Origin of the sequence: Paenibacillus sp. E222, assembly GCF_013401555.1 — a bacterium.
Lineage (GTDB): Bacteria > Bacillota > Bacilli > Paenibacillales > Paenibacillaceae > Paenibacillus.
Genome location: NZ_CP058552.1, coordinates 2,935,897 through 2,961,540, shown reverse-complemented (window position 1 = coordinate 2,961,540; position 25,644 = coordinate 2,935,897). Strand labels below are relative to the sequence as shown.

The window sequence follows — 25,644 nt, the reverse complement described above, 5'->3', positions numbered from 1 at the left end:
GGGCAGGCACAACCAGACTTATTCTTTGACCGAACCGATGGTCAGACCTTGTATAAAATACTTTTGGAAAAACGGATACGCCAGCGCAACCGGCAGTGTAGCCAAGACAACCATCGCCATGCGGACGGTCTCCGTTGGCAGTGTCGCGGCAATGTCATAGGACACGACACGGCTGCTGTTTTGCACTACAAAATCCATATTGTTCTGTATTCGAATCAGCAATGTCTGGAGTGGAATCAAGTTCGCATTGTCGATATAGAGCAGCGCATTGAACCAGTCATTCCAGAATCCTAACGTACTGAACAATCCTATAGTCGCAATGCCCGGCAACGAAATCGGCAGTACGATGCGCGTATAGATACCGAATTCAGTAGCTCCGTCGATTTTGGCCGACTCAATAACCGCATCCGGCACGGTAGTCGTGAAAAATGTACGCATAACGATAATGTAAAAAGCGTTCATGATTGACGGCAGGATCAGCGCCCAGATCGAATCCCGCAAGTGCAGCACCTGCGTAACCACGATGTAACTGGGAACGAGACCGCCGGAAAATAGCATGGTGAAGAAGGCCAAAAAGCTGAAAAACCGACGCTGCGCAAAATTTTTGCGCGAGATGGCATACGCATACGTGGTGACCAAATACAGTGTTAGCGCGGTTCCGACAACCGTCACCGTTAAGGTAACCCCAAACGATTGGGCCATCTGCTGCCCGGACTCCATAAGGAATCGGTAGGCATCCAGCGTCCAGACTTCAGGGAATAACTTAAAGCCATTGATCGCCAGCGTCTTCTCATCGGTAAATGAGATGATCACGATGAACAGAAACGGAAAGATACAAGATAAGGCAAACAGACCGATAGCTATATTAAAAATCACATTGGATAATGGCGAAATGGCATTCAGATCTCTCGATTTCTTTCTGGTCCTCTTCGCATGGGCAGATGCCCGCTTTACCGGTTCGCTTAAATTACTCATGGACAGCACCCCCTTGCCGCAAGCCTAGAATACGGCATAATCCTTTTCAATTTTACGCACAGCATAGTTTGCCAGTAGGACAAGAATCAAACCGACAACCGATTGATACAATCCTGTAGCTGTACTCATTCCTGTATCACCCATAATGGTCAAGCCGCGGTATACAAACGTGTCGATGACATTGGTGACCGGATACAGCGCACCAGAGTCCCGCGGAACCTGATAGAACAGTCCAAAGTCGGAACGGAAGATCCCGCCGATCGCCAGAATGGTGAGGATGATCATTAGCGGTCTGAGCAGTGGCAGCGTTATGTACCGGATCTGTTTCCACTTCGTAGCACCGTCGATCATCGCTGCCTCATAATAAGAACGATCGATACCTGCGATTGCCGCCAGATATACTACACTGCCATAACCTGCACCTTTCCACAGGCCGAGCAGAATGAGAAAATACGGCCAATACCCTGTCTCACTGTACCAACTAACCGGATCTCCACCAAAATAGGTAATGATCTGGTTGAACACACCCTTTTCCACACTCAGAAACGAGAAGACGAAATAACTGATAATAACCCAAGACAGGAAATAAGGCATAAACATCGCGGTCTGGTAAATCTTCGCCAGCCGTTTGTTCAACAGTTCGTTCATGATGATCGCAAGCGTCACCGCGAGTACCAGCCCGAGAAAGATCAGACCCAGGTTATACAGAATGGTATTACGTGTGATGATATAGGCGTCACTGGTGGAGAACAGAAACTCAAAGTTCTTGAACCCGACCCATTCGCTTTTTAGAACGCTTTCAAGAAATCCGCCCGGATGAATCCGGAAGTCCTTAAAAGCAATAATCGTTCCGAACATTGGCAAATAGGCAAAAATGATAAACCAAGCTGCTCCCGGCAGTACCAGCAGAAGAAATGCCTTGTTCTTCATCAGACTTTTGAAGATGCCCTGCACGGCTGTCCCTCCTTATAATCTCGTTCATTATCGCTTTAGCTGCATCCAGCATTAATCCCCTATAATCAACACTGGACCTAAGCTCTTTTGTTGCTTTGGATTTCCTCGTTCACTCCTACCTCCATTATGCAAGCGCTACCAATTTTGAGATAGTTGAAAAACCCAATAAATTGATGGATTAATTAAAGATCGTGCATTCATTGCATAACAAAAAAGACACCCCCACAAGGGAGTGTCTTCATTCAGCCGGAGCCCCGGCTTACTTTTTCATGTAGATTGAGCGCAGCTCCGTAGGAGAAACGCCAGCATATTTCTTAAACTGTCTGTAGAAATAAGTAGAGTCCCAATAACCCACCTCGCCCGCTATTTCTGCCGTTTTTTTGTCCGAATATAACAGCAAATGAGTGGCACGCTCGATTCGGTACTGGTTCACATAATCAGAAAAGGTGGTACCGACCTCTTGCTGGAACAATTGGCCGAGGTAGTTCGGATGAAGCTCCAGCCTCTGACTGAGCGTCTTAAGTGAAAGCTCATCCTGATAGTGATTTTTCACCACCTCCAGCACAGCCATGATATGCGGACTGTACGTTTTCTCGGCGGTATGATATGTATCCAGCGTGCGATGAACAACCTTTCTGACTAATTGTTTCAGTTTGCTGAGCGTATGAATTCTGGACAGGGGCCCGAAGATGTCCCCGTAGTCAGGCGTTTTCTCCAGTTCCTTGGCGGCCAGCATAAGCTGGATCGCTGAGTTGAAGAACGGTGTTCTCGGGAGGCAGGGTTCATTACCCTCAACAATGAAGAATTCGTCGATGAACCGATCCACCTCAGGACCTTCTCCATCCCGCAGCAGCTTGTGGAACTGCTCCATCGCAGGCCCTGGCTTCTCTTGATACTCATTGACAGCTTCTTCGTTCTCCACTTGCATGATGAAGGTATCGCAATCCATAAACAAATGATTCTGAAGCCACAGCTTTACGGACTTGCAGCTCTTCGGAAAACCCAGATAGGTCGACTCGGATTGACCCATGATCCCCCATACACGTGCACCTGTGTCCTCGGCGACCGCTTGCTTCATCCTGGTGAGTGCCTGAATCTGCCATTCAGCACTACTTTCCGTACCGGCTGAAACGAACAGCAGCATGATGTCTCCTTCCTGATCGGGAAAGCAGATAACACCACAGCCATCCGGGAGGCCTTTGTTTCCAATCTGCTCACACTGCTCAGCAATTCCCGGCAGATACATCTGGGGATCATCTCCCTTGTCATCGCCTACAATTCGAAGAGAAGCCGCACAATATGTGGACTTGTTCATCGGAATCTCAAGCATCTGCGCACGCTCACGGAACTCTTTAGCGTCAATGGTCTCGTTCGCCCAGCGCTGCAAAATATTGTTGCGCAGAATCCTCCAGCTCTGATCCATTTGAATCTGGCGCATCTCTTCGTGCTCCCAATCCCGCTGCATATGCTTGATGGTCGCTTCCAGTTCATCCATATTGACTGGCTTGAGCAGGTAGTTCTCGACGCCCAGCGAGATGCCCTCCCGCACATATTTGAATTCTTCGTAACCGCTCAAAATAATGAATTTGGTATATGGATTGCGCGCTTTAGTCTCCCGGATCAATTCAAGTCCGGTCATTTGTGGCATCATGATATCCGTAATAATCAGATCGACAGGAACCTCGTCCATCATTGCTAGCGCTTCCAACCCATTGCATGCCGTTCCGGCAATCTGCATGTTATTCTGATCCCAATCAATGATGGCTTGCATTCCTTTCACAATAAGCGGCTCATCATCGACCAACATTACACTTCTCATCCCATTTCCTCCCTTGTAACTGGAATGCTGATGGTCACCTCACATCCTTCGCCCTCCACACTGTTCAGGTGCAGTCCATAATCACTGCCATAATTCAGACGTATGCGGTCGTGCACGTTCTTAAGACCCAAAGATCGGTCAGATGTCTCAGCAGCTTCATCACCCTTATGCAACCCATGCTGCAGTTCAAGCAATCTCTCTGCGGACATCCCCCTTCCGTTATCCTTCACACGGATGTGAATCACGCCGTTCTCTTCTTCGGCTGTGATGGAGATCCGGTTATCCTCATCATTCGTACGAAAACCATGCACAATGTAATTCTCAATAATCGGCTGGACAAGCAACTTGACGACCATGCTTCCCGCCGCTGCATTCTCGATATGGGTCTCCACGTGCAGCTTGTCCTCATACCGATATTGGACCAAAGCCAGGTACATGCCGCACAGCTCTATTTCCTCCGCCAAAGTTACATGGGTCTGCTTTTTGATCAAATGACGGAACATCGTGGCGAGAATATAAATCATCTGCCCAACATCCCTGGCTCCCATACTGATGGCTTTCATGCGGATGCTTTCCAGCGTATTGTACAGAAAATGGGGATTGATCTGGGCTTGCAAAGCGACAAGCTGCGCGTTCTTTTGCTTGATCTCTGACACATATACCGTTTCTATGTAAGACTCCAGCCGATCACACATATGATTAAATCTCTGCGAAATCTGCTGCAGCTCATCTTCCCCCTCCATCTCGATACGTTTACTTAGATCCCCCTCCTGCCAGCGACGCATGTAAAGCACGAGTCTGTGAATTTTTTTGGAATAACGGCGGATGATGGTGAACGTCACCGCGATGCTAATCATGATGCACAGAATCACAATCCCAATGAGGCTGAAACGAATCGCCTGAAGGCTCTGTTTGATGTGCGACTCCGGAATAATAGAAGCCACGACCATGCCCGTATTCCCGATATTCAGCAGCTGCACCTTGGAGCGCTCCTCCAGATCCACCCAATCCTCCGGCAAATTCATCTTCCCCCAGTATGGGTAGACGGTGTTGTCATACTTGCCCTGCGAATCGAAAATCACCTCACCTTCCCCGGTCATCAGCATGATCCGACTGTTCTTGCCGCCCGGTCTGTCTCGAAGAAGCCCTTTGATACGGTCTGTATTCAGCTCAAACATAATTGCTCCGTACTGCTTCAATGTCACGGAGTCCTTGAGCACATTCGCGTAGCTATATGGAGTAGGCTCATCATCCATTTTCCCTTCGAAAAGCGGTTCGCTGCCCATGTACTGCCAAGGTGCACTCCTCAGCCGCTGGAACCAGTCCTGATGCCCTGCAGACAGCTTGGGATGATCGTAAAAGTGCTGGGTCTCCCGATTAAGAACATAGAAGAAATCCTGATCCGTGCTGTATAAGACGACATTTGCAATCGAAGCCTCATCCTTTAACAGCAGACGTAATTGATAATCGAAGTTCCCTCGCTCCGTGCGGTAGCTGTAAGCATATTGATTCAGACGCCAATTGAGAAAATCCTCGTATTCATGAGTCAAAAAATACTTCAGATCATCGCCGATCATGGCGTCGGTATAAATCTGCTGCACGGCACTATACAGCCGTTCGTACTGCTGATTCAGGTTGATGCTGACAATATCCAGCTCCTGCAAACTCGCATCCATTTGTTCCTGTACCACTCGCTGTTCATAGTAGCGGTAGGCCAATACCGCGATGCTGATGAACAACAGGACCATCACCATGGAATAAAACAGCAGAATTTTGTTGAACATTTTTTTCTTCAAGTAGTTCTTATACATGGTTCGTATCCTGGACATTCGCGCCTGAACACCTCCTCCAGACCCATTTCCAACTCAGTGTATCACCGTTTGGTTAAATTCGACAATCACCAGCGCATAGAACCAGTAATCCATATTATGATTTGTCAAAATTGAATGGAAGCGCTATAATGGGCGCATTCCCCTATAAAAGTTATGTAATACATACTCGCTTTGGATGCTCTCTATATATGAATCACTCCCCGATAAAATGAACTGGGGGTTTTTATGATGTTTCTTACTGAAAACAAACTACAAGCACGTATTCATGAATTATCCGAGCTCCGTTACCGGGATCGTCTGCCTTTAAATCATTTTCTCGCCTGCGAAGACCGCAGGGAAGAGATCAACCCGGTCCTGCCTGGAGACGATAGCCATTGGAAGCCTATGCATACAGGAGAAAGTTGGTCCGGTCGAGATCTCTATTTGTGGCTGCGTACAAAAGTCGAGTTCCCTGCCTCCTGGGAAGATAAACGGATTGTCGGCCTGTTTGATTTCGGCGATACCGGGGGTGGTAACAATTCCGGCTTTGAATCCCTGTTCTACTGGGATGGCAAGCCGTTTCAAGGCGTGGATTCCAACCACAAGGAAGTGTTCTTTCCAGCCTCTGCCGCAGGCAGCACCAACGAGCTGGTCTTCCGCTTATGGTCCGGTCTGGAAGGTGGCGGTCAGCCCCGCAACCAGACGCATACGTTCAGACAAGCAGAACTGTGCTGGCTGGATGAAGCTGTTGATGATCTTGTATTTACAGGGTCAGCAATTCTGGAAACGGTCAACATTCTGGATGCCCATGCACCGGAGCGCACAAAGCTGCTTCATGCACTCCAGCAGTCCTTCCGACTGATTGACTGGTCGCAGCCTAAGTCCGATGTCTTCTATTCCTCTGTGCACGAGGCAAGGGATGACTTGAGCACCCGACTAAGTGCGATGGACAAAGCCTCTGATGTGACCGTTACTTGTATCGGCCATACTCATATTGACGTTGCCTGGCTGTGGCGGTTGAAGCACACGCGCGAGAAATGCGCCCGCTCCTTCTCTACGGTCATGCGTCTGATGGAGATGTTCCCGGAGTATGTTTTCCTTCAGACACAGCCGCAATTGTACGAATATGTGAAAGAGGACTACCCGGAACTGTACGAATCCATCAAGGAACGTGTCGCTGAAGGTCGCTGGGAAGCGGGCGGTGGCATGTGGCTGGAGGCTGACTGCAACCTGACCTCGGGTGAATCGCTGGTCCGACAATTGCTGATTGGCACTCGTTTTCTCAAAGAAGAATTCGGGACGGATTGCCGATATCTATGGTTGCCCGATGTTTTCGGCTACAGCTGGTCCTTGCCGCAAATTCTGAAAAAATCCGGCATTCATACGTTCATGACAACCAAAATCAGCTGGAACCAATACAACCGCATGCCATTCGATACATTCCACTGGCGCGGCATTGACGGCTCAGAGGTGCTGACCCACTTCATTACTACACCCGAGCCTTGGTCCGAGCCAGGTTCATGGTTCTATACCTATAACGGGAAAATCATTCCGAAGACGGTCAAAGGCATCTGGGATGCCTACCGCGATAAGGAGATGAACCAGGATCTGCTGCTGTCGTACGGATACGGAGATGGCGGGGGCGGCGTTAACCGCGAAATGCTGGAGATGAGACGACGGCTGGATCAACTGCCCGGATTGCCCAAGGTCAAGACAGGACGTGCAGATGATTATTTTGAGAAGCTGCAGGAGACGGTGGAGAAAACCGATTCGTACATCCATACATGGGATGGTGAACTGTATTTGGAGTATCACCGCGGAACGTATACCAGTCAGGCGTACAACAAACGGATGAACCGCAAGCTTGAGCTGGCTTACCGCGAAGCGGAATGGCTGAATGCATTGCAAAGTATTGTGCACAATGACTGGAATCTGTATCAAGCGAAGTCCCTGACTGCGGGTTGGAAAATCATTTTGCGCAACCAGTTCCATGACATCATTCCCGGTTCCTCCATCACAGAGGTGTATGAGGATAGCAGAATTGAATATGCAGAAGCTGAGCAGATTGGCAGTCACGTAGACACGCAGGCTCGGATGGCTATCGCTGGCAGAGGAGAATCTCCGCATACGTACACCATTTGGAACTCTTCCCCATGGGTCGTTACAGAAATCGTGAGCATTCCTGCGCCATCAGGCGAATTGGAAACGGGAACTTGGCTGAGCGATTCTGGAGAGATCCTGAATGCTCAATACCAGGATGCACGTTGGTCCGTCGAGGTGAATAATATTCCTTCGCTGGGGTATACCACCATTCACTTCCAGAGCGGTACGGTACACGATATCCCTGAGCAATCGCCATTCATCCACACAGCTAATGGAATCGAGACACCGTTCTATCTGCTCGAGTGGAATGAGAATGGGCAGTTGACCCGCCTTTACGATAAAGAGTCACACCGTGAGGTGCTTGCCAAAGGCGCTAGAGGCAATGTGCTTCAGGTGTTCGAGGACAAACCTCTTGCCCACGAGGCCTGGGATATTGATATCTTCTATCAGGAGGATATGCGAGAGATTACGAAATGCACCAGCATTGAAGTCGTAGAGACGGGACCACTTCAGACCGTGATTCGCTTTGCTTGGGAATACCTTGGCTCCACGATTACGCAGAACATGACTGTATATACCGGGCAGCGACGAATCGATTACACCACTGAGGTGGATTGGCATGAACAGCAGCAACTGCTGAAAGTTGCCTTCCCAGTCGGCATCCGCTCTACGGAAGCCACCTACGATATTCAGTTCGGTAACGTTAAACGGCCGACGCACTGGAACACAAGTTGGGACTGGGCGCGTTTCGAATCCGTTGGCCATCAATGGGCTGATCTGTCCGATAGAGGTTATGGCGTCAGTTTGCTGAATGATTCCAAGTACGGTTATGACATTAAAGACAACGTCATGCGGCTGACCCTGATCAAGAGCGCTACGCACCCTGATCCACATGCCGATCAGGGACTGCACAGCTTCACCTATGCTCTTCTTCCGCATCAGGGAGATTGGCTCGTTGGCGGAACCGTGCAGCAGGCCTGGCTTCTGAATGCTCCAGCTCGATATACACAGGGATTATCAGAGCAGCCAAGTCGCTCCATGCTCACCTTGTCCGGCAGCACAGCCATGATCTCGGCAGTTAAGAAGGCGGAGGATTCCGATCGTGTCATCGTACGCGTTCATGATTATTCCGGCAGCATGAATACGCTTGAACTGACAAGCGATCTACGGATTCATGCGTGGAGAGAATGCAATCTTATGGAAGTGCCGGAAGGCGAACTCCTGTATGATACACCGATAACTTTTGCTCTTGAACCTTATGAAATCAAGACGTTTGAGATTGATCTGAGAGTATAATCGTATAAATGCAGCAGCTTAACCAAAGAAACCAGCAAATCCCCAGATGATGGGCGACTTGCTGGTTTCTTCGTGTCGATCGTTAGGATAGGAGCTTTCTGGAGCGCTTATAAAGCATTCTGAACTGGAAGCAAGTTCGATGTACCATAATTGATGTTTATTTTACCGTCTCTAATGTATATCGATTGCGTGGAATCTCAAGACCCAGATTACCGCGCAGTGTCTCATGCTCATACTCGGTACGAAACAGGCCGCGCTCTTGTAAGACAGGTACGACCAGATCCACGAAGTCCCCGAGTCCGTTCGGCACAACTGTACGAATGTTGAAACCGTCCGCAGCTCCGCCTTCGAACCACTCCTGAATCTGATCAGCGATCTGTTCCGGTGTACCGATGAAGGATGTGCGGGGCGTTGATGCAAGCAATGCCACTTGGCGGAGGCTCAGTCCCTGTTCTCGGGCCTGCTGCTTGATCTTGTCTGTTGTACTGCGGAAGGTGTTACTGCCCAAATCACCAATCTCCGGGAAAGGCTCATCCAATGGGAATTGGGCGAAGTCATAATGATCGAAGTAACGTCCCAAATAATTCAGTGCCTGGTCAATACTGACCAACTCTGCGATTTCCTGATACTTGCGCTCCGCTTCTTCCTCCGTTCTGCCCACAATGGGACCGATGCCAGGGAAGATCAGGATATCTTCCGCCTTACGACCATAAGCCACCGCTCTTGCCTTCACATCCGAATAGAACTCCTGGGCTTCCTCCAACGTCTCGTGCCCCGTGTATATAGCATCGGCCGATCGGGCGGCCAGCTCCTTGCCGGATTCGGAAGAACCTGCCTGGAAAACGACAGGATGTCCCTGCTTCGAGCGTGCCACATTGAGTGGACCTTGGACAGAAAAGTGATCTCCCTTGTGGTTCAGCGTATGCAGTTTGGATGGGTCGAAGAAAACACCGTTCTCTTTATCCCCGATAAACGCGTCATCCTCCCAGGAATCCCACAGCCCTTTAACCACATTCAGATGTTCTTCTGCAATTTCGTAGCGCAGCGCGTGGTTCGGATGTTCACCTTTGCCAAAGTTCAGCGCCGAGCCTTCCAGAGGTGAAGTAACCACATTCCATCCGGCTCTCCCTCCGCTTAATTGATCCAACGAGGCAAATTGTCTTGCCACTGTGAATGGTTCACTATAGGAAGTAGACAATGTAGCAACCAACCCAATGTGGGAAGTTGCCCCAGCGAGTGCGGATAGAAGCGTCAGAGGTTCGAAGCGATTGAGAAAATGAGGATTGGACTTCTCGTTGATAAAGAGACCATCTGCAATAAAGAGCAGATCGAATTTCCCTTCCTCCGCCTTAATCGCCTGCTTCTTGTAGAAATCCAGATTTACGCTGGCATTGATCGGAATATCCGGGTGTCGCCAAAAAGAAATGCTATTTCCGACTCCATTCAAGTTTGCTCCCAATCTCAATCGTCGTTGTGACATATGAATTCCTCCCTATGGTGTGGTGATGAACAATTAATTCAGTCCGAGTACCTTTTTTCTCTGAGAGCCGTTTCTTCATTCCTCATTTCGTTATGCTTTTTGCGCCTGCATCTGCTGCTGCCATACCCAATCCCGGTTTATTCGCCTGGTTCCTTTCGCTTGCCCGGACTGTCCAGGCTGCTCCCAGAAGGACAATGCCTGTCAGGAGAAAAACAAAAGGAATCCCCGTCCATCCGCCGAGAAAACCGCCGAGTAACGGGCCGAGTACAATACCGAATTGATTCGCAGTCTGACTCAGACTGACAGCCCTCCCCCGGAAATCCCGGTCAGCATATTGGATGATTAACGCATTCAAGGCCGGATACACGGCAGCAAAGAACAGGCCATAGGCAAATCGCAGACTTCCAAAATAAATGAGGTTAACCGCCGTTAGTTGCAGTAAACTGCCAATGCCACCGCCCAGCAGGCCGATAAACAGCGTTTTCTCGTATCCAATTTTTCCGCCAATTCTTCCCCAGCGCGGCCCCATGATTACCGTTGCCACGCCGATGGCCGAGAAAACGATTCCTGCACTAAGTGTTGCAGTATTGACATCTCCACCAATCTGGACCACATAAAGCGTCAGTACAGGTTCAATAATGAGCACGGAAGTTGAAACGAGCAAAATCAAACCATAGATCCGCATTAATCCCGGAGTGGAGGCTGCTTTTTTTAGATCACCCAGAATACTTGTGCGAACCACAGTGCGGGGACCGCGGGCTTCTTTTACCCATATCACCATCACAGCCGAGAGCAGCGTAATGATCCCCGATGCGATAAAGCATCCGCGCAGCCCGATCCAATGGCTCAGTACTCCACCCACAAGTGGTCCCAGAATTCCTCCGGCAGCCGTGGATGTGGAGATGACACCAAGCGCATAACCTACATGCTTTTCCGGAGTATTGGTGCCAACCAACGTAATGGATGCAGGATTGAAGCCGGCCATGAGTCCCTGAAATATCCGCACAGCGATAAACGTGTAAGGATCATAAACGAAATAGTTAGCCAGGTGAGCAATGGCGAGACCAACGCCTGAACGAATCAGCATCAGTTTGCTGCCGTATCTGTCAGCCAGTGATCCCCAGAAGGGAGCACATAGTCCGCTGATCAGAAAGCTAATCGAGATCGAAATGCCGGACCAGACTTCCAATCCGCTCTGAATACCGAGATCATTTTGCAGAAACAGCGGAAAGAACGGCACAGACAAGGTGTAAGCCATATGATTGAAAAATAGGCCAAACCACAGAATATACAGATTTCGCTTCCAATGCGGCATCTTGGCATTCTCCATACTATATAATTCCTATATAAAAAGTAGGTTATTATCCATATTAGGATACCGTAACTGGAAAGTATAATAGAAAAGTTCAATAGACCCATTCAACAATTAAATGAATGGATCTGTTATATGCTGCTTTTTTGACAGTAACGATTACTGCACTTGAACGGACATGAATACATCCACCTCATCTTCACTGTCCAAAACAAACCCAAAGCGTTCATACAATCGCCGAGCCGGACTGCCCTGCAACACATTTAAAATAACGCGTTTGCCCCGGACGTCATCCCGTTTCAACAGCATATCCAGCACTTGGGTCCCTATTTGCTGACCTTGATAATCGGGATGTATGTAGAAATGTTCCAGCAGCATCTCCTCCAACTTGGGCTTCAACGCTACACACCCCACCCGTGCACCGTCGACTTCGATCATCCACGTGTGGACTGGGTCGAATGTATGACGGAAACGTTCACGTACCTTCACCTCGTCGTACCTTCCCAACCTGTGTAGATCATCATATAGAACCAGGGCACGCAGCTCTGCAAGGTGCTCCTGATCTGCCTGCTTGGCTTGACGCATGGTTATTTGGATCATTGTAAAGGCTCCTTTTATGCATTAATTTATTCTGAACTCGTGCTCCTACGTTCTATCTTCCTCATCCTTTTCTTCTATACATTTCTGAATAAATTCAAATAATCCCTTAGCCTCAACCGAACGATGTCCCCAATCATGCCAAAAGTACAACACCTGTCCTACCGTTCCCGCACTGGATGGGTCAGTGTCCAGACATAGATAATCCCCACCACCATTTTCCGCGATCGGAATCCATTTGCTGCTCCACAGTACTGGCTTAATGGCATCATCCTCAATCTCGGGCTCCATCTCGTCCGGGTCGAATTCTTCCTGCAAAAAGGCCCAGTTCTCCTTCACCTGATCCAGAGGTGACAACGTCAGGTTACGAACAAAGGAATCTACGCCAACATTCCAGGCTTGTCCGTTATGCACACGATAGAGAGCCTTCATCTCCTCAGGCAAGGTCACACCAAGTTCGTTTTCTACGGATCGAAAATCTTCATCGCTCACACCAGGTTGAAGATTGAGCGCTGCTTCAACGTCTGCATTTGCACCCGTCCCTTTTTCAATAATACGTTGCCACAGGAACTCTGCTTGCTTGATCATTCTACATCCTCCTTCTTGTGCGCTTTATAGTCGCCTCATCCGTTCATACAGAAAGTCTATACTTCACGCTTCTCCCCAGATATAGATGATGCGCTGATAATCATGATAATCCTTATCTTTCAACAGTACGATAAGAGGTCTGAAAAATACAAGGGAGCTTATGCCCATCTTGCCAAATAGCCTTGTCCACCAAAGAAAAAAAAGCACTGCCCAACGGATCACTCCGTCTTGGACAATGCTCAATATAGTTGTGCTTTGAAAGGAAACATCCTTCTCGATTACGGATTACATCTCTTTCAGAATACCTTTGACCAGCCCAATGAAGGTTGTTTTCACTTTTGCCGCGACTTCAATGACTTCATCATGACTTAACGGCTGATCCAGTATGCCGCAAGCCATATTGGTCAGACAGGAAATGCCCAGCACCTTCATGCCGCCATGAATGGCTACAATCGCTTCAGGTACCGTCGACATCCCCACAGCATCTGCACCCATTGTACGAATCATACGAATCTCGGCTGGAGTCTCATACGCCGGACCACTCCACCATGCATACACCCCTTGCTGCAAACCAACATTCTGCTCCTCCGCTACCTTCAGGGCGATACTGCGGAGTTCGCGATTATATACCTGTGATACGTCCGGGAAACGCACACCCAGCTCAGCATTATTCGGCCCCATCAGCGGATTATTGCCTACCAGATTGATATGATCGGTAATCAACATAAGCTGTCCGGGTTCAAAGCTGGTATTAATTGCTCCACAAGCATTGGTGATGATCAACTGCTCGACACCCAGTGCTTTCATAATCCGGACAGGGAACGTGACTTCATCCAGCGTAAACCCTTCATAATAATGAAGACGTCCTTTCATCGCTACGACAGTCTTGCCCATCAGCTCTCCGATGACCAATTCGTTGGCATGACCAATCGCCTCGGATTGAGCAAAATAAGGAATGTCCGTATATGGAATGACGGTAGCATTCTCGATCTCGTCCGCGAGCGCTCCCAGCCCTGATCCGAGAATCATGCCCACGACAGGTTTGTCATTAATACGGTTTAATATGTAATCTCTGGCTTCCTGAATATGTGCGGATTGATGCATAAATATATTCCCCCTGAATATCTGAGTTTGGATTAAATAAGTACTATAAACCAAGTGTAATGAACAATAGCGATCATGTAAATGGGAGCCGGATAAAGAGATATTCGTTTCGGATCACGAAAAGCTCCCCCACCTTCTGACTCAATCAATATTCAAGCTATTCATGCTTCAACTGTACACAAAAAACCGATCCTCTGTCGAGAATCGGTTCTACTATTAAAATACGGATAAGGTATTCCGAATGACATGTAATGATATGCTGGCTTACTGCTGCTCCAGCGAATGCTGATTTTTGCTTTTCATGAAATCCATTCCCATGCTCAGCAGCAGCATCAGTGAAGCAAACATCACGGATTTAGCAATAGTTCTTTCTGGAAAGATCATATAGGCAGCTAGAAAATTGCCTGCGAAGACAAACAGATAAATGCGGATGCGATCCATCTTCTCATCTCATTTCGGAATCAAATTTAGAATTCACTATATCTGCTGCTTTACTCTATCACATTTTTCCATATTAATCCACAACACCACTTATCTTTCTCGCTCAATCCCCTCATAGACAGCCTCGCAAAGTTCCGTTGTGAACCTGCCCGACATGCCCTCCAGAGCTGTATTGGTAAACGCGACAACGCTCAGTTCTTCTGTTGGATCAACAAACCACGAGTGACCATAGGTTCCTCCCATACGCCACGTTCCAGCAGACTCCGGTGTACCTGCTTCTACCGGATCTTTCAGCACCGTGAATCCCAGACCAAATCCTCTGCCTGGCCAATAAGGCATATCCAGATCGCCAATCTGATTAGTCATCATTTCGGTGACCAGCGCTTTAGGAAGCAGCGAACCTCCACCTTGACGCAGCGTTTCGAGCAATACCAGAAAGTCTCCCGCACTTCCTACCATGCCCGCACCACCCGAGAGATAGGCCGACGGATCAAGGTATCTTTCTGGAGCGAGTTGGAAGCCCGCCGTTCCTTCAATAAAAGGAACCTGGTCTTCATCACGCAAGCGACGAGGTTGCCCCGAACTGTCGGAACTGTCCGCATAGGCAGCCGTCATTCTCATCGAATCCACAGCGACAAAATCCGTATCCTTCATGCCTAGTGGATGAGTCACGAGCAGTTGTACTGCCTCTCGCAGTGTCAGCCCGGTCACTTTCTCAATAACTGCACCGAGTACATCAGTTGCAATCGAATATCTCCACATCTTCCCGGGCTCATACAGCAGTGGAGCAGAAGCAATCCTCTGCAAATTCTCTTCCAGCGTAATGCCAGCGATATCCATTCCATCTGATACTCTGGCAAGTTCGTATGTTCCCCCGTTCTCCTGAAAAAAACGATACGTTAACCCCGCCGTATGTGTCATCAGATGATGAACCGTCATAGAGGCAACTTCCCCATTTGGCTGTTTGGGACGGAATTCTGGCAGCCATTTCATAACCGGGTCATCCAGCTTTAATTTACCCTGAGATATCAATACCATGGCGGCGGTGGATACAATCGGCTTGGTTACAGAAGCATACCTGAACAGTGCATTTTCTTGCATGCGTCTGTTCTGTTCCCGATCGGCGAGCCCATCTGCGCTGGTATAGACCACCTCCCCTTTCCACGCAATCTGAACAACGGAACCTACAATTCTTTTTTCTGCCAACGTACGGTGAATCACTTCTTCCACAAATGCAGGGTTAAACCTCATATCTTTGTCTCTCATTTCACTCTTCTCCTCCATATGTCACGTGCTTGATTATTTAAAGTAAGTGTGCTTATTATATAAATGATCTCATCTGTATTACATAAGACAACCAAGTTATCCGCTTTAATCTGCGATGAATATAAAGGCATTTACAAAACATTTCCTATAATTTAAAAGGAGGCCATCTTATGGACCAAATCGATACTAATATCCTCTTTCATTTGCAAAATCAGGCAAGGCTGTCCATGACGGAACTGGGTAAGCTGGTCGGTTTATCTCAACCCGCCGTAACGGAACGCGTGAAGCGCTTGGAAGAAAGCGGCGTAATCGAGGAGTACCGTACCATCATTTCCCCGCAGAAAATAGGGAGATCGAGCACTTCCTATGTTCTTTTTCGCACACGGGATTGTCATGCCTTTCTTGATTTCTGCCGTTCGTCACCCGAAGTGGTCGAATGCCATCGCGTCAGTGGAGAACATAATTACCTGTTGAAAATCATGACGGATTCGATTGCTGGTCTTGAAGCATTTGGGGACCGATGCGATCAATACGGTACTTACACCACCCTCGTCGCGATGTCCTCACCTATTGCAACCAAAAATCTCATCGAAGGAACGAATCCGGTGTAAATGTTTCATCGATCATCGGTCCTTACCTGCCTTGGGAAACCATGTTTACTGGCGGACCAGGCGACGAGTAAGGCCATAACGATCAACAGGATCAGGGAAATCGGCAGGAAACGAGCGCCTGTCTGGTTCAGAAGGATGGCTCCGACGATCCCTCCCCCTCCGATCCCCAGGTTCCATGCTGTCACCAGCATGGATTGGGCAACATCGGCACTTTGGCCGCCCGCCTGCGCAATTGCAGTCTGTAATAACGTAGCCGCCCCTCCAAATGTAAGCCCCCAGGCCACTACTCCCAGAATGATCATCATCGGTTGATGGATAAAGATCCCCATCGCCAGCGAGGCCAGCGCAAATAGAACAAGGCTAACCAGAATCAATAATCTCATGTAACGATCAATCAACAGCCCAATAATCCAAATACCAATTACCGAAGTCACTCCAAAGATCATCAGAACCAGATCTACCCGTTCGGACAGCATCGTCTCGCCCAGATAAGGTGAGATATACGTGTACAGAATGTTATGGGCCAGTACCCAGGTCAGAACAACAAACAATATGGGACGAACCCCTGGTATAACAAAAATCCGATGAAGCGCAATCTGATGACGTGCAGGCTCTCCCTCATAGTCAGGTACTTTCCAGAGCACCCACAATACAAGCACTACCGTCAATAATGAGACTGTTCCAAAAATAAGACGCCATCCTGCGTAATTGCCCAAAAAGGTACCCAAGGGAACGCCCAATGCAAGCGCGAGCGGTGTGCCTACCATAGCGACAGCCATCGCTTTTCCCTTTAACGAGTCTGAAACCATCCGGCGCGCATAACCCGCAGTCATTCCCCACAACACTCCAGCAGATACGCCCGCCATGAAGCGTGCAGCAAGGGTCAAACCATATACCGAGGATACGGCCGTAATCGTGTTGAAAATTAGAAAACCGAAGATGCATAATAGCAGCAGCGGCCTGCGTCTCCATCCACGAGTTGCTGTCGTCAGGGGAATTGCCGCCAGAAGAGATCCCACCGCATATAAAGTGACGAGCTGTCCAGCCAAACCTTCCCCGATCTCCAGATCTTGTGCTATCTGCGGCAGCAGCCCCGCCGGCAGGCTTTCTGTAAGAATGCATATAAATCCCGCCATGGCCAAAGCGAGCAGAGCTGACCAGGGGAGGCGTTCTTTTGCCAATGTGTTCTGGTTCACGAAGACTCTCCTTTATCCTTTAATTTGGTATAGTCCAAAAGGGTGTGGCCTACAAAATAAGCTTATAAAATCGGACCCACATTTGGCATACATAATCAACGGCAGATCAATCGTTATAGGAGGATAATCCATTTAATTTCGGTGTTTCACTTCGAATTTCAATGTAAACGCTATTAAACAGTTATCATCGCATGCTGGATCATGAAAGAGGATGGAAGAATAACGAAGGGAACATCGAAGATGATTGATAGCATTTCTGTTACTCGCTAGAATGATAAGATAATACATAGGCTTTGACTCCAATGCCTTTAAACACACACTCCAATCGGCTACATAGAGAGGGATATGCCAATGTACAATCTTACATCCATTGAGCACCACACCAGGCTGCCCTCTAACGGCAACCCGTTCACTCATACCGAAGGACAACTATTGTTGCTGCTGGAGGATGGAGAGATCTGTCTGACTGTGAATCGTCAGCATCGCGATCTTAAGGCAGGATATTTTATTTTTCTCCAGGATGGCAGGCAGCTGCAGATCAGGCAGACTTCCGCAGATCCATTACGCATTATCGCGTTGGAGATCGAGGGGCAAATCTCGCATGTAGAGGAGGCCGAAGAGACTCTTGTTCTGCCTCCCCTTTTTAAGCATAACCGTGTGGGTATTCTCCAATCCCATGAACGCGAGTTAATAAAAGAGCTGCATATTCTCTGGCAGGACCATAATCATTGGCAGCGGATTCGTATCCAAGGACAATTTCTGCAATGGGTCGCAGATGTAGGAGAGCGGCTTGAAGCCACCTCCGATTATGACTCGGCCAGTCTTGTACTGGACGCGCTGCGTTACATGGAGCAGAACTATCCGACGCAGATTACTCGCCAACAGCTTGCTGAACGGGCAGGTTTCTCCGAGGGGTACTACTCCCGTTTTTTCAAGAAAAACGTGGGTAAAAGTCCGCAGGAATATCTGACCGACATTCGAATGCATCACGCCAAACGGCTACTCACAAGGCAACAAAGCTCCATACAGGATGTAGCCGCCCAAGTGGGTTATAACAACCCGTTATACTTCAGTCGCATATTCAAAAAAACCGTGGGCCTCTCGCCCACCGTCTATATTCATTCGAATCCACGTCAGATCAGGGTGGCCGCTCTGAATAATCAATATACAGGGCATCTGCTGGCACTGGGACTTGAGCCTTGCGCCGCAACGGGTCCTTCTTTCAAAGCGGTAACCTCATTGCTGGATGATACCCTTTTTATGAAGGCCTATGAAGGTGAAGCGCCCGATTCAACTACACTGTTCCGGGCTGAACCGGATCTGATTCTGACCAGTGAATATACACACGATACACATGTTCAGCAGCTGCACCAGATAGCGCCTACACGGACGATTGCTTTTCAATCCCAGGACTGGCGCAGTCAGTTTCTTGAGATTGCCGAGGCTACCGGACAAAATCAACAAGCTTACAGCTGGCTGGATGAATATGATGAGAAATCCCATCAGGCTGCAGCCCATCTTCGTCAGCAGATCGGTTCTGCTTCCATCGTGTCATTACTCGTTCGAAGTCAGGATTGTTTTGTGGCCGGCTACCGCCATATGGGTGCGGTCCTGTATCAGGATCTGCAATTGTGCACTCCCTCCCTGATCCATGAACAGCAGAGCCATTATATTGCTGAGGATTGGAAGATGGACGATCTGGACGCCGATTACATCATGCTGGTGTTCCACCCTTCGGTCAGTGAGGCCGAGCGGCAGAGATGGTTGAACTCACCCTGGTGGAAAGGGCGAGAAGCGGTGAAGAGGGGGCGGGTTTATTTGGATCAGATGAATTATGTACTCGGCAGCTATAATGCCTTCTCGCATGATCTGTTATTACGGGAAATTCCCGCGCGCCTTCGGTCACAATCATGCATGTGAATGGTTCCTTTTGTGCCTCGACGCACGGAATCTTCTCTCCTATACTAGTAATTGAGAATGATAATCAGTAAAGGGGAACATGCACATAATGAATACAGATCGAAGTAACCAACGAGGATTTAAACCCCATTTGAAGGCAGGCATCCTACTAATGCTGCTGCTTATTCTGGTCGCCGGGTGCGCCAAGGCCGAACAGACCTCTACGGGAGAATCCACTTCCGCAGCCAGTGAGTCTACAGAGAGCAGCAGTAGTACTCCATCGTCGGATAGTGAAGCAACCAGTACGGTGACACGCACCGTTGAAGGTATTAAAGGTCCTGTTGATATTCCTGCTGAACCCAAGCGGATCGCTGGCTTGACCTATGCGTATGCCGATCACCTCGTGGCATTGGGCATGAAACCATATGCCATGGTGACCCAAGTCGGTCAGGAGATGCCTGCCTATCTGAAGGACAAGCTCGAAGGCGTCGTACCGCTTGGTTCTGTCAATGAATTCAACAAGGAAGCACTTCTGGACACAGAGCCGGATCTCATTCTGTCCAATGAGGTACTTGTTGATGAATACGACGCGATCAGTGCCATTGGACCGGTCTATATGAGCAGTTACTTCAGCAATTCGCTTGAATGGTTCAAGGACACAGCCAAAGTATTAGGCAAAGAAAAAGAGGCAGACGAAATCGTGAGTCAGCTGTATCAAAAGGCGAAGGATCTGGGCACCAAGGTTGCTGCCAGCGATGCCGCAGATGATACCATTCTGATTTTTCGTTTGACTGATAAGCAGATTCAGGTATTTGCCCCAAGTGACAAATCACCCGATGCCTTCTATTCTCCGAACCTGCTGTACGATATCGCCGGACTCCATGCACCTGATCTTGCCAAAGCAGGCATCGTCATGAATGAAGTTATTGAAAATGTGTCGCTCGAATTGCTGCCCGAACTGAATCCGGATCGTATTTTCATGATCATCTCCGGCAGTGAAGCAGATAACGAACAAGCGCTCACCAAGCTGCGTGACAATGCGGTCTGGAAAGGCTTGAAGGCTGTGAAGAGAAACCAGGTTTACCTGGTGGACAACACGGTCTGGGTAGCTGGATTTGGACCGATTGCCTACGGTCAGGTTCTGGATGAAGTAGAACAAGCTTTGCTTGGAAACTAATTTTATTTTACTTTTAAGTACGATAGGTCTGTCGGAGATAACAAGCCAGCTGCAAATGGAGCATATGCTCCTGGTTATTCAGGGACATGCCTAGAATCTCTTCGATTTTATGAATCCGCTGATATAGTGTATTGATGTGAATATGAAGGGCGGTTGCAGCCTGAACTGCCGATCCTCCGCAAGCCATGTACGTCATCAGTGTTTCCTCAAGTCCGCCGGCCTGCCCTTTGGCAGGCCTCAGCGGCTCAAATACCTCCGCGATAAAAGCACTCAGATCCTCAGCAGATTGCCGAATAAACAGACGATTTACGCCGATGTCTGTATAACGGATCATACCCTTTTCTCCCCTGGTCTTCTGATACGCAAGTGCCTTATCCGCTTCCTGATAGCCCGTATTAATTGCATCTACTCCAGACCTTACAGAACTTAATCCTCCAAACAGTTTTACGTGGTTTCGACTCTCCCAACCAGGTAACAAAGAGCTGAACTGTTGTTCCAGCATGCCCGGCTTGTTCGATTCATTTATCATAAGCAGCACGGTTACCCTTCGCTCATTGCCAAAGGCAATAGGTAACGTCCCTGCGGGCATTTTCTCCCTCAAGTACGAAATCAGTTGAACAGATAACACACTAAGCGTCGAAGGATTGACCTGATCCGCGAACTCCATCAAACCCACGACAATGGATGTTGAAGGACCTATCCCGATCTCTCCAGATTTATTCCAATAATCCTCTGAAGCCTGACTCAGTCTCAAATCGTTAAACAACTGCTGGGTTTTCTTGAAATAAAACTCGGCTAACGACTGCTTGCGCATCAATTCAAGTGCCAGTATGGAACTCCCCTGTTCCAGTGCGACGAGTTGCAAAGGTTCCAGTAAAGTATTCATCTGAATGATGAGATAACCGAGACATTGATTGGTCGAAGCGATTGGATATAAATATTGATGGGCCTGCTCGCCCTCACCCTTGATCCATGTCAGATAGTCCGGGTGCTGCAACGATTCGTACAAGCTGCGCAGCTTTTCAACACTCCAGCCATGGATAACCTTGCCCCGTTTCGGGGTCCATTCATTGTCAATAAAATCCACAAAGGTAAGCGCCACGCCAATGACACGAGTCAATTCACTTACGATGGAGACAGCTCCCTTATTTTGCAGTGACAGGCGCATGAGTGAGGAATGGATTTCGTCCCGCTTGATAAGTGTTTCATTTTGTCTGCTCAGGCTCTCGTACAGCTTGGCATTCGTAATCGCGATGGAGACCTGATCGGCAAAGCTTTGCAGGAGCCTTACATCCGACTCGGTAAATATAGGGACTTTCCCTTTTTGATACACGATGAGAACACAATCCGGCTGACCTTCCACCTTGATGGGGACTGAGATGATGGAACCTATATTATGAAAATCGTACGCTGAATTCAGATGATATTTATTCTCCAATGTCATGTTACCAAAGTCGTCTTCCACGTTGGAAAGACTGTTGTAGAGCTTGGGTGTACCTCGTTTGAACGTGCTCCCGATAATCCCTTCACCCGGCTTCAGCTTCATTCTCAGCATACCCTCGCCCATCTCCCCTGCTCTGGCCTTGACCGTTAACGCATCGATCGCAGGATCATATCTCCATAGAACACCAATGCATTCATAAGGAATAACCGATAGAGCACTTACAAGAATCCGGCCCAGCAACTCATTCAGATCCAGCAGTTGAGTCACATCCCGAATGCTGTTCATAATTTCATTCAATGCTCGTTCATGCTTGCTCGCCACAGCCTCCGAATAGTACGGGTATAACAGAGACGACAGTGTAACTAAATCTTCCGCAGAATATTCCCAGCTCTTAAACAAGCGAATAGCCACACATATATTGTTGTTATATGGAAGAAAAACTAACATACAGTCTTTTGATTCTTGATCTACCTTAGGATGTTGAAGTGGCAGGATTTCAGTGAATCTTGGCGGTGTACTTTCCCTGCTACCCACTACCTCAATCAGAACCCAATCCGCCCAATTACTGCTGCTCCATACCTCATAATCGCAGTCTCCCAAACGTTCTCGCAAAATTTCATGTAAGATTCCATTCAACATTGCCGCCCCCAAGTCAATGTAGGTTTTCACATCATCATACGGATAATTATACAGAGATATACATTGTGTTGAAAGCCTTCATCCTGTAACTTTAAACCAACAAAGAATTTTATATGACAATCAATGAGAAAGAAGGTAACACAATGTCCAAAATCATGCAAAGCAAACACTTCAAGTACATTGTTCTCGTTCTCTTGTTTCTTGGCTGGTGCCTCGGCAATCTGGATCGTTTCGTGATTAACTATGCCATCGTTGGTATTACGCAAGACCTGGGGCTGAGCGCTTCTGCACAAGGGGTCATCCTTAGTAGCTTTTTTCTCGGGTATGCCATCATGCAAATTCCAGGCGGAGCACTTGCTGACCGTTTTGGCTATCGGAAAGTCATTCTCGTCTCCCTGTTCTCCTGGTCTGTGTTCACCATTCTGACCGGCTCCGCCTGGTCCTTGTTCTCTCTCATCTTTGTACGTTTTCTCTTTGGTATTGGCGAAGGCAGCTTCTTTCCATCCGGCTCCAAAGCCATCGCGACCAACTTTCCCGTCAATCAAAGGAGTGGAGCCATGTCCATCATGCTGGCATCCGGAGCCATTATGGGCGTAGTCACTCCACTTGTTACCGGGCCCGCGCTTGTCTCTATTGGCTGGCGAAACTTGTTCTATATCATTGGTGCTGTGGGCATTTTCATTACAGCTCTGATGTTCTTCCTGTTAAAAGAGCCTGCTGTCAAATCCAAGCTTGCGGATGGAACCTCAGGCCAACAACCTAAAATGTCGCTAAAAGCCGTCCTAAAAACGCCCATGATCTGGAATCTGTTCATCAGCTATTTCAGTATCTATGCGGTGAACTGGGGACTTCAATCCTGGATGCCGACCTATATGGTCAATGTCAGAGGCCTGGATATGACGCAGATGGGCGTGCTCGCCGCCATTCCGGCTTTGGTCAGCATTTTCACCATGCTCCTCAGTGGATACGTGCTTGACCGAATTCCGGCAGGCAAAGATCGCATCATTGCTTCCGTATTCGGTGTACTGGTTGCGGTGTTCCTTTATCTCATGAGTCATTCCGGTACGATTACAACCTTCATTACGTACATGACCATCGTCACAGTTATGGCTGGATTCATCTCCACACTGATCATTTCGAAGTCGCTCAAAACGATGCCCGAATCCGTGGTCGCTACCGCCAATGGATTCATTAACACAGGTGCTCAGCTTGCAGGTTTTCTGACCCCCATGTTGATCGGATTTCTGGTTCAGGCTTCCGGAGGATCTTATGCTACAGCCTTCATCATGCTGATTGGCTTTGCCTTGATCTGTTCCATCACCCTGATGTTCTCCCGTCGTACTAATTCGGATCAAGATACCACGCCAGAGGTGCAGGCCACAGCCGTTTAGAGATACGGGTATAGCGCTATAATGTCGCTTCGTCAATCGTCTGTCGCTTATATCAACAACACAACAACTATACAAAAAAGAGGTGCCCATTCTTATGACTACAACCCTAAATTTAACCCAATATATATCCAATGTTATTGAAGGAAAAAGTGCACTGTTTACCGATGCCAGTGATCGTATCTGGGAATTCGCAGAGACACGTTTCGATGAGTTTCAATCGGCAGAACTGCTTATGGAGCTATTGGAATCCGAAGGTTTCACGATTGAGCGTGGGGTAGCCGGTCTAGAGACTGGATTTATCGCCTCCTATGGTACAGGCCTGCCTGTTATTGCTCTATTAGGTGAATATGATGCACTGGCCGACCTTAGCCAGGAAGCTGGAATCAGTACCTATCATCCGGTTCAGCCCCGCGGAAATGGTCATGGCTGCGGGCACAATCTGCTCGGGATTGGTGCTTTGGCTGCGGCGGTGGCGGTCAAGGATTATCTAGTTGAGCACCCGGAGACAAAAGGAACGATTCGTTTTTACGGTTGTCCTGCAGAGGAAAGCGGATATGGCAAAACGTATCTGGCTCGCGAAGGTTATTTCAAAGATGTGGATGCAGCACTCTCGTGGCACCCTCATTCCTTGAATGCAGTGATGCACGGAAGCTCCAATGCCGTCATTCACGGAACGTTCACCTTCAAAGGCATTAGTGCTCATGCCGCCGCGGCTCCTCATCTGGGACGAAGTGCTCTTGATGCTGTGGAACTGATGAACATTGGTTCAAATTATATGCGGGAGCACATGATTGATCAGGCGAGAATCCATTACGCGATTACCAATTCAGGCGGTTTTGCCCCTAATGTCGTTCAGGCTGAAGCGGAGGTCACCTATCTTGTTCGTGCTCCCAAAACTGCACAGGTCCGCAGTTTGTTTGAACGTCTGGTGAAAGTGGCCGAAGGGGCCGCCCTGATGACAGAAACAGCAATGGACTTTAAATATGAAGGGGCATGCGCCAATCTGATTCCGAATAGTACGCTTGAGAAAGTAATGCATCGGCATCTCGTTGCCTGCGGCGCACCCGAATATGAAGAGAAAGAATACATCTATGCCAAAGCCATCTATGACACGCTGCCCCTGCAAAATCAGCAGGAAGCCGGAGCAATGGTGGGACCTGAGCTTGCCCCTCTTCTGGCTGAGCGGCCACTGCCTAACTTTATCGCTCCCTATTCAGATGAAAAGGAGACATTCATGGGTGGCTCAACAGATGTAGCGGATGTAAGCTGGAATGTACCGACTGCGCAGTGCATCACGTCCACGATGGCCTTTGGCACGCCGCTACACGCCTGGCAGACCGTAGCTCAAGGTAAGAGCACTTATGCACATAAAGGTATGCTTCTAGCGGCGAAAGCAATGGCAGCTACGGCCATCGAATCCATTCTTCACCCGGAGATCGTGAAAGAGGCGAAACAGGAGTTGCAGGACAGACTCGGTGGTGAAGTCTACGACTGTCTTGTTCCGACAGATGTACATCCTCCGCAGCGAGGAGAATGAGCAG

The 25,644-nt window shown here is 48.5% G+C and carries 19 protein-coding genes; 6 read left to right on the top strand and 13 right to left on the bottom strand.

Annotated features, from left to right (window positions below; genetic code table 11):
- Positions 1–18 precede the first annotated feature (18 nt).
- The 4 genes from HW560_RS13235 to HW560_RS13220 form a co-directional block, all read right to left on the bottom strand.
- Positions 19–975, bottom strand: coding sequence for a carbohydrate ABC transporter permease (locus tag HW560_RS13235; protein WP_179263390.1), 957 nt, complete (start codon positions 973–975; stop codon positions 19–21).
- A gap of 24 nt (positions 976–999) precedes the next feature.
- Positions 1,000–1,905, bottom strand: a complete 906-nt coding sequence (locus HW560_RS13230) for an ABC transporter permease (RefSeq protein WP_205524889.1) — start codon at positions 1,903–1,905, stop codon at positions 1,000–1,002.
- 283 nt (positions 1,906–2,188) lie between these two features.
- Positions 2,189–3,748, bottom strand: coding sequence for a response regulator transcription factor (locus HW560_RS13225; RefSeq protein ID WP_179263388.1), 1,560 nt, complete (start codon positions 3,746–3,748; stop codon positions 2,189–2,191).
- Positions 3,745–5,577, bottom strand: a complete 1,833-nt coding sequence (locus tag HW560_RS13220) for a cache domain-containing sensor histidine kinase (RefSeq protein ID WP_179263386.1) — start codon at positions 5,575–5,577, stop codon at positions 3,745–3,747. The genes HW560_RS13225 and HW560_RS13220 overlap by 4 nt, the downstream gene beginning before the upstream one ends.
- A gap of 231 nt (positions 5,578–5,808) precedes the next feature.
- Between HW560_RS13220 and HW560_RS13215 the strand changes: the two genes are divergently transcribed.
- Positions 5,809–8,958: an alpha-mannosidase gene (locus tag HW560_RS13215; RefSeq protein ID WP_179265799.1), complete on the top strand. Its 3,150-nt coding sequence runs from the start codon at positions 5,809–5,811 to the stop codon at positions 8,956–8,958.
- 157 nt (positions 8,959–9,115) lie between these two features.
- Here HW560_RS13215 and HW560_RS13210 read toward each other — a convergent pair whose 3' ends face one another.
- The 7 genes from HW560_RS13210 to HW560_RS13180 all read right to left on the bottom strand — a co-directional run bounded on the left by HW560_RS13210 (position 9,116) and on the right by HW560_RS13180 (position 15,746).
- Positions 9,116–10,438: an LLM class flavin-dependent oxidoreductase gene (locus tag HW560_RS13210; RefSeq protein WP_179263384.1), complete on the bottom strand. Its 1,323-nt coding sequence runs from the start codon at positions 10,436–10,438 to the stop codon at positions 9,116–9,118.
- Positions 10,439–10,520: 82 nt separating this feature from the next.
- Positions 10,521–11,768 carry an MFS transporter gene (locus HW560_RS13205; protein ID WP_257031882.1) on the bottom strand — a complete coding sequence of 416 codons (1,248 nt, stop codon included), beginning with the start codon at positions 11,766–11,768 and terminating at the stop codon, positions 10,521–10,523.
- Positions 11,769–11,909: 141 nt separating this feature from the next.
- Positions 11,910–12,350: a GNAT family N-acetyltransferase gene (locus HW560_RS13200; protein ID WP_179263382.1), complete on the bottom strand. Its 441-nt coding sequence runs from the start codon at positions 12,348–12,350 to the stop codon at positions 11,910–11,912.
- A gap of 45 nt (positions 12,351–12,395) precedes the next feature.
- Entirely contained in the window at positions 12,396–12,935 is a 540-nt protein-coding gene (locus HW560_RS13195; protein WP_179263380.1) for an SMI1/KNR4 family protein, read from the bottom strand.
- A 285-nt stretch (positions 12,936–13,220) separates the two neighbouring features.
- On the bottom strand, positions 13,221–14,039 hold the full coding sequence (locus tag HW560_RS13190) for a purine-nucleoside phosphorylase (protein ID WP_079697326.1): 819 nt from the start codon (positions 14,037–14,039) through the stop codon (positions 13,221–13,223).
- 264 nt (positions 14,040–14,303) lie between these two features.
- Positions 14,304–14,480, bottom strand: a complete 177-nt coding sequence (locus HW560_RS13185) for a hypothetical protein (RefSeq protein ID WP_179263378.1) — start codon at positions 14,478–14,480, stop codon at positions 14,304–14,306.
- A 90-nt stretch (positions 14,481–14,570) separates the two neighbouring features.
- Positions 14,571–15,746: a serine hydrolase domain-containing protein gene (locus HW560_RS13180; RefSeq protein WP_179263376.1), complete on the bottom strand. Its 1,176-nt coding sequence runs from the start codon at positions 15,744–15,746 to the stop codon at positions 14,571–14,573.
- 170 nt (positions 15,747–15,916) lie between these two features.
- Between HW560_RS13180 and HW560_RS13175 the strand changes: the two genes are divergently transcribed.
- Complete coding sequence (locus HW560_RS13175) at positions 15,917–16,357, top strand: Lrp/AsnC family transcriptional regulator (RefSeq protein ID WP_109998991.1); 441 nt, start codon at positions 15,917–15,919, stop codon at positions 16,355–16,357.
- 5 nt (positions 16,358–16,362) lie between these two features.
- On the opposite strand, the gene HW560_RS13170 is transcribed toward HW560_RS13175, so the two are convergent.
- On the bottom strand, positions 16,363–17,493 hold the full coding sequence (locus HW560_RS13170) for an MFS transporter (protein ID WP_179265797.1): 1,131 nt from the start codon (positions 17,491–17,493) through the stop codon (positions 16,363–16,365).
- Positions 17,494–17,904: 411 nt separating this feature from the next.
- Between HW560_RS13170 and HW560_RS13165 the strand changes: the two genes are divergently transcribed.
- Positions 17,905–19,473: a helix-turn-helix domain-containing protein gene (locus HW560_RS13165; RefSeq protein WP_179263374.1), complete on the top strand. Its 1,569-nt coding sequence runs from the start codon at positions 17,905–17,907 to the stop codon at positions 19,471–19,473.
- A gap of 88 nt (positions 19,474–19,561) precedes the next feature.
- On the top strand, positions 19,562–20,629 hold the full coding sequence (locus HW560_RS13160) for an ABC transporter substrate-binding protein (protein WP_177185855.1): 1,068 nt from the start codon (positions 19,562–19,564) through the stop codon (positions 20,627–20,629).
- Positions 20,630–20,642: 13 nt separating this feature from the next.
- Here the strand turns inward: HW560_RS13160 and HW560_RS13155 are convergent, their stop codons facing one another.
- Positions 20,643–22,712: a helix-turn-helix domain-containing protein gene (locus tag HW560_RS13155; protein WP_179263372.1), complete on the bottom strand. Its 2,070-nt coding sequence runs from the start codon at positions 22,710–22,712 to the stop codon at positions 20,643–20,645.
- A gap of 143 nt (positions 22,713–22,855) precedes the next feature.
- On the opposite strand from HW560_RS13155, the gene HW560_RS13150 reads away from it, so the two are divergent.
- Positions 22,856–24,103 carry an MFS transporter gene (locus HW560_RS13150; protein ID WP_256222352.1) on the top strand — a complete coding sequence of 416 codons (1,248 nt, stop codon included), beginning with the start codon at positions 22,856–22,858 and terminating at the stop codon, positions 24,101–24,103.
- Between the two features lie 94 nt (positions 24,104–24,197).
- Complete coding sequence (locus HW560_RS13145) at positions 24,198–25,640, top strand: M20 family metallopeptidase (protein ID WP_179263370.1); 1,443 nt, start codon at positions 24,198–24,200, stop codon at positions 25,638–25,640.
- The last annotated feature ends 4 nt before the right edge of the window (positions 25,641–25,644 follow it).

Excerpts from the sequence above, each read along its gene's own strand:
- HW560_RS13220 (WP_179263386.1), bottom strand. The coding sequence starts at position 5,577 with ATGTCCAGGATACGAACCATGTATAAGAACTACTTGAAGAAAAAAATG.
- HW560_RS13175 (WP_109998991.1), top strand. The coding sequence starts at position 15,917 with ATGGACCAAATCGATACTAATATCCTCTTTCATTTGCAAAATCAGGCA.
- HW560_RS13190 (WP_079697326.1), bottom strand. The coding sequence starts at position 14,039 with ATGCATCAATCCGCACATATTCAGGAAGCCAGAGATTACATATTAAAC.
- HW560_RS13145 (WP_179263370.1), top strand. The coding sequence starts at position 24,198 with ATGACTACAACCCTAAATTTAACCCAATATATATCCAATGTTATTGAA.
- HW560_RS13155 (WP_179263372.1), bottom strand. The coding sequence starts at position 22,712 with ATGTTGAATGGAATCTTACATGAAATTTTGCGAGAACGTTTGGGAGAC.
- HW560_RS13170 (WP_179265797.1), bottom strand. The coding sequence starts at position 17,493 with ATGGCGGGATTTATATGCATTCTTACAGAAAGCCTGCCGGCGGGGCTG.
- HW560_RS13185 (WP_179263378.1), bottom strand. The coding sequence starts at position 14,480 with ATGGATCGCATCCGCATTTATCTGTTTGTCTTCGCAGGCAATTTTCTA.
- HW560_RS13215 (WP_179265799.1), top strand. The coding sequence starts at position 5,809 with ATGTTTCTTACTGAAAACAAACTACAAGCACGTATTCATGAATTATCC.
- HW560_RS13165 (WP_179263374.1), top strand. The coding sequence starts at position 17,905 with ATGTACAATCTTACATCCATTGAGCACCACACCAGGCTGCCCTCTAAC.
- HW560_RS13235 (WP_179263390.1), bottom strand. The coding sequence starts at position 975 with ATGAGTAATTTAAGCGAACCGGTAAAGCGGGCATCTGCCCATGCGAAG.
- HW560_RS13210 (WP_179263384.1), bottom strand. The coding sequence starts at position 10,438 with ATGTCACAACGACGATTGAGATTGGGAGCAAACTTGAATGGAGTCGGA.
- HW560_RS13200 (WP_179263382.1), bottom strand. The coding sequence starts at position 12,350 with ATGATCCAAATAACCATGCGTCAAGCCAAGCAGGCAGATCAGGAGCAC.
- HW560_RS13150 (WP_256222352.1), top strand. The coding sequence starts at position 22,856 with ATGTCCAAAATCATGCAAAGCAAACACTTCAAGTACATTGTTCTCGTT.
- HW560_RS13195 (WP_179263380.1), bottom strand. The coding sequence starts at position 12,935 with ATGATCAAGCAAGCAGAGTTCCTGTGGCAACGTATTATTGAAAAAGGG.
- HW560_RS13180 (WP_179263376.1), bottom strand. The coding sequence starts at position 15,746 with ATGAGAGACAAAGATATGAGGTTTAACCCTGCATTTGTGGAAGAAGTG.
- HW560_RS13205 (WP_257031882.1), bottom strand. The coding sequence starts at position 11,768 with ATGGAGAATGCCAAGATGCCGCATTGGAAGCGAAATCTGTATATTCTG.
- HW560_RS13160 (WP_177185855.1), top strand. The coding sequence starts at position 19,562 with ATGAATACAGATCGAAGTAACCAACGAGGATTTAAACCCCATTTGAAG.
- HW560_RS13230 (WP_205524889.1), bottom strand. The coding sequence starts at position 1,905 with ATGAAGAACAAGGCATTTCTTCTGCTGGTACTGCCGGGAGCAGCTTGG.
- HW560_RS13225 (WP_179263388.1), bottom strand. The coding sequence starts at position 3,748 with ATGAGAAGTGTAATGTTGGTCGATGATGAGCCGCTTATTGTGAAAGGA.